General features: G+C 58.2%; 4 protein-coding genes and 2 pseudogenes. All 6 read left to right on the top strand.

Annotated features, from left to right (window positions below):
• A pseudogene (locus ACFC3J_RS16910) lies at positions 1–674 on the top strand (hypothetical protein); the annotation flags it as partial.
• Positions 675–968: 294 nt separating this feature from the next.
• Positions 969–3395, top strand: coding sequence for a TonB-dependent receptor (locus tag ACFC3J_RS16905; protein ID WP_279730003.1), 2427 nt, complete (start codon positions 969–971; stop codon positions 3393–3395).
• A gap of 165 nt (positions 3396–3560) precedes the next feature.
• Positions 3561–3809: a hypothetical protein gene (locus ACFC3J_RS16900; protein ID WP_279730036.1), complete on the top strand. Its 249-nt coding sequence runs from the start codon at positions 3561–3563 to the stop codon at positions 3807–3809.
• Between the two features lie 278 nt (positions 3810–4087).
• A complete protein-coding gene (locus ACFC3J_RS16895) occupies positions 4088–5467 on the top strand; it encodes a spinster family MFS transporter (RefSeq protein ID WP_375197271.1) in 1380 nt (459 codons plus the stop codon).
• An 84-nt stretch (positions 5468–5551) separates the two neighbouring features.
• Positions 5552–6439, top strand: a complete 888-nt coding sequence (locus ACFC3J_RS16890) for an AraC family transcriptional regulator (RefSeq protein WP_279729999.1) — start codon at positions 5552–5554, stop codon at positions 6437–6439.
• 157 nt (positions 6440–6596) lie between these two features.
• Positions 6597–6987, top strand: a pseudogene (locus ACFC3J_RS16885) (hypothetical protein); the annotation flags it as partial.

The raw sequence follows: 6987 nt of genomic DNA, 5'->3' as shown, positions 1-6987 counted from the left end.
GTTTCAGGGGCCGTCACCCGATCGAGAATATGGGCGACGTCGCCGCCCTGTTCCGCCATTATGAAACGGCGATCGGCGTGCCGCTCGATTTTGACGCGATCGCCTATCATACCGTGTCCTTCCTGGCCGAAGCCATTTACGGTCCACTGTTCGGGATGTACGAAAAGGGGCGCGGCGGCGACTGGGTCGAGGCAGCGGTACAGGTGTCGATGATCGGGCGGCGATGCGTGGAAGCGTTGGCCGAGATATTGGATGTGGCGCTCGACCCCATTGCGCTTCCGCCGCCTGCTGCCGTCGACCAGAATGATCTGGCACTTGATAAATTGCAGGCGGAGATCGAACGCCTGCCCGAAAGCGGCTCGCTACAGAACTGGCAACGCAATATCCTTGCCTCGATCCCTCACTATCTCCGCAACCAGTTGCGCTACCGCGATTGGCTGCGAGAAGAGGATGGCAAGGATATCGAGGCGCTACTGGGTACGGGCTATGCCGATGCAGCCGAGGGGGAGGCCGCATTAATGCGCTTCATCGAAAAGAACGCGTCTGCCGATGACGCTGCCCTGACGCGCTTTTTCCATCGACGGATGCTGCGGCAGTGCCTGGTGATCGCGGGTCCCGATGCGCCTGTCGATCATCTTGTTCTGGTGCCGATGGAGCCTTTGCTACGGGGATAAAAGCGTGGCCCCCCGGATTAGGATGCCTATCCAACGATATGTGTTTTCCCCGCATGAAACGATAAAATTGGCAAGTAGAAATGCCCGGAAACTGTAAAGCAGGAGGGTGTTTAATATGCTGCCTGATATCGTTATGATCTAGTAATTAAGATCATATTTGCGGTATTGGTTGAGAAATATATCGTGTATATATAGTATTTCTTCTATTAAATTTGTAAACAAAAATAATATCGGAAATTATAATAACAAAAGCAAATTCCGTTATTTAATAATATTAATAGTGGAGGGGATGGCATGATCAAAATATTTCGCGCAATCTTGCTGGCTGGCACGGCATTGGGTGTCGGTGGCGCAAGCCATGCGGCAGAAGCAGTCGAGCAAAGTGCGAGCAGTGATGACAATAGCGGTGTTCGCGATATCATCGTGACGGCTCGCCGCACGTCGGAAAACCTTCAGACTGTACCCGTGGCGGTCACGGCGCTCGATCCGACCGCGCTGCTTGAACGGCAGATTGTCGAAGTGGCGGATGTGGGCCGCGCGGCGCCGGGTTTGTCGGTGCAATCCGGCGGTACCGGCAACGCATCGCTCATATATCTCGCCATCCGCGGCAATGCGCAAAATAGCCCCAATTCATTCTCCGATCCTGCCGTCGGCATTTATGTCGATGGCGTCTACTATGGGCGACCCATCGCCGGAAATCTCGGGCTCCTCGATCTGGCTTCGGTCGAGGTCTTGCGCGGAACCCAGGGAACCTTGTTCGGACGCAATACGACGGGTGGCGCTCTGAACATGACGACCGTGCAGCCAGACGGCAATTTCGGCGGCTATGTCACGGGTCGTATCGGCAACTATGAAAGCTGGTCGATCGAATCCTCGCTGACCCTGCCGATTTCGGGCGACGAATTGTCCCTGCGCTTGGCGGGGCGCTATGGCGAGAGGGGCAAGGGCTTTGGCGACAACCCCATAAGAGGGGTTGATGCGGCTCGTATCGATCACGACATCGCGGCCCGTGGCACGCTGAACTGGGAGCCGTCGGCGATCCCGATGACCATATCCCTGTCGGCCGACTATGCCAACATCAAGGATACGTACAATAATGTCGCCCTACGCGGCATCAACCCGACAGGACCGGCATTGGCACTCTATTCCGGCCAATTCGACATTGCCAGCTTCCTCCAGAGTAAGAGCCGCTTCTATAGAACTTATAATGATCCCAACACGGGCAATGCCAACATCGATACGCCCTATAATTATAACAAGACATGGGGCGTCCGTGCGACGATCGAATATGATCTGGGCGATGTTAAGATCAAATCGATAACGGCCTATCGCGAGGCGGACACCGGGGATGGTACCGATCTTGACGGCACGCCTGCCAAGATCGCATCCTATGCGAGCGACTATTCACAAAAGCAGCGTAGCGAGGAACTGCAATTCTCCGGCAATCTCGGGAAATTGGAATTCATTTTCGGCGGTTTCTATTTCAAGGAAACAGGCGATGAGCAGTCCCAGTCGCTCGTATTCCAAGATACCGATTTCGGCTTCAACCTTGCCCCGGCCAATACCAACCTGGCCACGTACAAGTCGGAATCGAAGGCTTTGTTCGCGCAGGTCAACTACAGCCTGACCGAACGGCTGCGCGCGACCGGCGGATTCCGCTATACCTGGGACAAGCGCTCGATCAACCGCATGGGTTATATCGGCGGAATTCCTGGCTTTTCTGGTTCGTTTCTCTCCAACGGCCAGTTGGTCACACTGCCCGCTACGGGACTATGCGCCGTGGGGGCCAATGCGAATTTGGTCGCCCCCGGTCCCGATTGCGTTGATCCCGTCACTGCTAAATTTGATTATCCCGCCTGGCTCGCCAGCATCGACTATGAGTTGGGCGACGGCAAGCTCATCTATGCAAAGACGGGTGGCGCAGCACTGGCTGGCGGTCTCAATTCGCGCCCGACCCCGCCCGACGCGAGTTCCTTTGCGCCGGAAAAGGTGAAGGACGCCGAGATCGGCTTCAAGGGCGACTTCTTCGATCGTCATCTGCGGACCAATTTCGCGGGCTTCTATATTTGGCGAAACGGCGCCCAGAATGTCGTCAATGCGCTGGTTGGCGCCAATCTGACCCAGTTCGTTCAGAATGCAGGCGATGTGAAGGCTTATGGTGTCGAGTTTGAAGGCACGCTCATTCCGTGGCAGGGCATGGAATTAAGTGGCGCCTTGTCCTGGCTGAAAGCGAAATATGCTGCGGGATCATTCACCGCGGCGGGCCTGGGCGGCACGGTGGATCGGAGCGGCGAGATCGTTCCGCGCGCGCCGCGATGGACATGGAATATCGGCGCAACGCAGCGCTTCCCGGTCAAAGGGGGCGAAATCGCGCTACATGCCGACTATGCCTACACATCTGCCGTCTACCAGGACTATGCCACCGCGGATTTGACGACGCCAGCGCTCAACGACGGCGTCAACGACCCGGCGGAACGTGCGGCGGCGATCAGCTTCATCGATACGCAGAACAGCTTCAGTCGGCTCAAGGCCTATGGTGTGTTGAACGGAAGCGTGAATTTCAAGCTCGACAGCGGAATGGAGTTCACCCTTTGGGGCCGCAACCTGACACAGGAGAAATATTACAACGCCATATTCAATGGGTATGGCACCTTCGGCACCGCGATCGGCTTTACCGCAGCGCCGCGCACATGGGGCGCAACGGTTTCCTATCGCTTCTGACACAGGGGGATGGGTGAGGTGGCGTCGTCCACTTCACCCATGGGCCTGACCCGGCCTGTTTGAACGATCCTATCTTTCGTCAGGGGTTGCGTCGCTGATTTGCTGCATAACTGCCTAGTCGAGAGACGGGCAGTTATGCCGTATTTCAAGGTCCAGGATCGAAAAATGGATATCAGTCAATCGGTAGAGAGCGGCGACAAGGCTTTGATCATATTGCAGAGCCTGGTCTGCTATTTGCGTGAAAAGAACATTCTTTCACGATGCGATATCGAGGAATTGTGCGAGCGCGTCGAGGCGCGTGAAAAGGAATTTCCCTGCGAGCAACACTTGGCTGCAGCTGCGGCGAAGGATATGCGCGATCTGGGCGAATATTGCGGGAAGCGATATGGCGGGAAACGGCGTCGCTGCCTGTAAGATGCCGATCGACTGGATCATGATGCGGTCCTGCGTGGCGCGACTTTGCCAAGCGGCGGCCCGCAGATCGACATGGCGGGCGCGCGGACTGCGATCATCGTAAATCCCCCCTTTGCCTGTGTTTTGCGCACTATCCGGGAAATCGACGGGGAGCCATATGGGAAGGAATATGTCTCCGGTGCGACATCTGTCGTCCCGGCGATAGTCGTGGCGGAGGCATAGGGTGCGGTGTTGGCATAGCCTTCGTCACAGTCGACAAGAATGAAATAGGATGAGTGATGCACAATCCGTCAATAGTGGATGCAGGTCCGCAACCGATGCCGGACGACGCATCGCTTTCCGCCGACGGGCGATCACTGTTATCGTGGGCGATTGTCGCGCTATTTCTGCTCAACTGCCTCAACTATATTGATCGACTGCTCTTCTCGGTCGCCCAGGAAATGATCAAGGTCGATCTCCATCTCAGCGATTTTCAGCTGGGCCTGATTGGCGGACCCGCATTCGCCATACTCTACACGGTCTTCAGTTTCCCGATCGCGCGCGCGGCGGACCGCGGTCGCCGGGTGGGGATCATCGCCATTTCGCTGACATTGTGGAGCGCCATGACGGCCTTTTGCGGAATTGCAGCCAATTTCGTCCAGATGCTCGTCGGGCGAGCCGCCGTCAGCATTGGCGAAGCAGGATGCACGCCGGCCTCGCATTCGCTCATCTCCGACGCATTCCCCGCGCAACGTCGAACGACCGCCATCGCCATCTTCGCCGTCGCCGGCCCCTTCGGCGCCATCGTCGCAGCGGTGGGCGGGGGCGCTTTGATAGCCGCTTATGGTTGGCGCACGGCTTTCCTCATCTGCGGAATGGCCGGCATCGTCATGGCTCTGCTGTTCCGCGCCACCGTAACGGAACCGCCGCGCAGCCAGCCCCGATCGCATCATGCCGCGTCTTTCATCGACACAGTCCGCCAGTTGCTGGCCCGGCGCAGCTTTGCTCTGGTGGCCGTCGCGGGGGGCGTCGCCGGGATAGGCAGCTATGCCAATCAACAATATATGGTGTCCTTCCTCATGCGCGGGCACGGCCTGTCCCTGGCCAATGCGTCGGCGCTGATGGGGCTTGTGATCGGTGGCGTCGGCATCGTCTTCACGCTGTTGGGCGGCCCGATGATGGACCTGGGTGCGCGTCGCTACCCGCGAATCAAGGCATGGCTGCCCTCCTTCGGCTTGCTCTGGTGCGGCGCGCTATATGCCGCCGCTTTTCAAATTCCTACGGTTGGTCTTGCGGTGGCGTTGATGGTGCTCGGATCCATGGGGCAGCATTTCTACATGCCCGCCATGTATGCGCACGGACAGGATGTGGCGCCGCCGCATATGCGCGCCATGGCCTCCGCCGTGATTATCGCTACCAGTTCCATATTGGGCTATGGATTGGGCCCGCCGCTGATCGGCCTTGCCAGCGATATATTGGGGGAAAGTGCGCGGGTGTCGGCAGGCCTCAGCCTGGCCGAATGCGCCAAGCAGGCTGTCGCGGCCTGCGAGGCGGCAAGCGCACAGGGGCTGCGCCTGTCGCTCAGCCTGGGATCCTGCTTCTTCATCCTGGCCGCCGGCCTGTTTGCATTGGCAAGCCGATGGGTGGTCGCCGATGTGCATGATCATGATCGGCACTGACTTGCCATTCGCGATCTACAGGGAAATAATGGTCCTGCGCTTTAGGATCGAGCCAAGATTCGATCGATGGCGAGGAGGTTGAGGATGCGACATGAAGCCGACCTTGGTCTGCCGCTCTGTGCCCCGCACACTGCGTCGCATTTCCATGTCGAACGGCGGTTCCATACGAACGGCATTTTCGCTGATATCCGTCACTTCGGATGGACCCAGAGCAGCCGATCGGTTTTTCAACCTGATTCCTACTATCTGGATTTTTCCATCGGCCCGCGCTGCCCCACTGCTCGTTTCTTCAACAACGAACGCCAACTGGCAGATCCGCCAGGCGATGTCGTCTTCCGGCCCAAGGGTGGTGCATTTGCGACCCTAAGCGAACCGGGCGAACACAGCCTGCTGTGTCTGACATTTGAAAACGACCGGGCGATGCAACTGTTCGAGGATGACAGCGTCGCCGATCTGGCTGCATGTCATGATGTTCAGATCGGTCGGGTGCGTCAGGGGCTTGCCCGTTTGGTGGAGGAATTGCGCAATCCAGGCTTTGGACAGGATATATTGCTCGAAAGCATGGCGTTGATGCTCGTCGTCGAACTGTGCCGGCATTTTCGCCAAGCCCAATATGATGACCGCAGCGCACATGGACAGATGCCCGGCTGGCGCTTGCGTCGCATCAAGGATAAAATAGAGGCCGATCTGGCCGAAATGCTTTCGGTGGCCGATCTGGCCGCCGAAATCCGCACCAGCCCGCGTCACTTGATCCGGACTTTCCGGGCCACCACTGGCATCACTTTGACCGACTATATCGCCAGCCGCCGGATCGCGCGTGCGCAAGACCTGCTTATCCGTGACGAGGCGATGATCAAGGTGATCGCCGGCAAATGCGGCTTCCAAAGCGCTGCCGCTTTCTCGGCGGCGTTCCGGAAGGCGACCGGCATGACCCCCCGCGAATTTCGCGAAGAGCGTGGCGCATTGCGCTGAACCAGTTCTGCGTTGGATCGCCGATCCGATATGATGTGAAGCATCGCGCTTCATGTCCGCCTGACGATGTTTGGGCGTTCCGGCTGTAGGCATCGGCATTGCGGCGAACGCCTCGCCCCCGCCACAATCCGTCCCATCAAGAAGGACGGATTTTCTTATGAGCAGCTATCTCGATCGACTGATCGCCGATCCCACCAGCTTTCACGATGCGCCCTATGCGCAAGCCTTCACGCTCAGTCGCGAGGAGATCGACCGGCTGCATCTGGACGGCGCTCGCAAGCGCTTTGCCGAATTGCGGCCCGGCCTGTCAGTGCTGGACAAGCTGGCGCGCGAGCAGGGCATCGACGCGATCGAAACGATCGACGATCTGGCGCCGCTTCTGTTTCCGCACACCGTCTACAAATCCTATCCGATCAGCTATCTGGAACGGAGCCGTTTCGACAAGCTGACCAAATGGCTCGCGGGCCTGACGACCAGCGACATTTCCCACGTCGATGCCAGCGGTATCGAGACGATCGACGACTGGATCGACCTGCTCGACGCGCAAA

The organism is Sphingobium sp., assembly GCF_041987595.1.
Lineage (GTDB): Bacteria > Pseudomonadota > Alphaproteobacteria > Sphingomonadales > Sphingomonadaceae > Sphingobium.
Note: the sequence above shows the minus strand (reverse complement) of the source record. Positions and strands in the feature narration are given on the sequence as shown.

Coding starts and splice junctions, on each gene's coding strand:
- ACFC3J_RS16895 (WP_375197271.1), top strand. CDS start 4,088: ATGCACAATCCGTCAATAGTGGATGCAGGTCCGCAACCGATGCCGGAC.
- ACFC3J_RS16900 (WP_279730036.1), top strand. CDS start 3,561: ATGGATATCAGTCAATCGGTAGAGAGCGGCGACAAGGCTTTGATCATA.
- ACFC3J_RS16905 (WP_279730003.1), top strand. CDS start 969: ATGATCAAAATATTTCGCGCAATCTTGCTGGCTGGCACGGCATTGGGT.
- ACFC3J_RS16890 (WP_279729999.1), top strand. CDS start 5,552: ATGCGACATGAAGCCGACCTTGGTCTGCCGCTCTGTGCCCCGCACACT.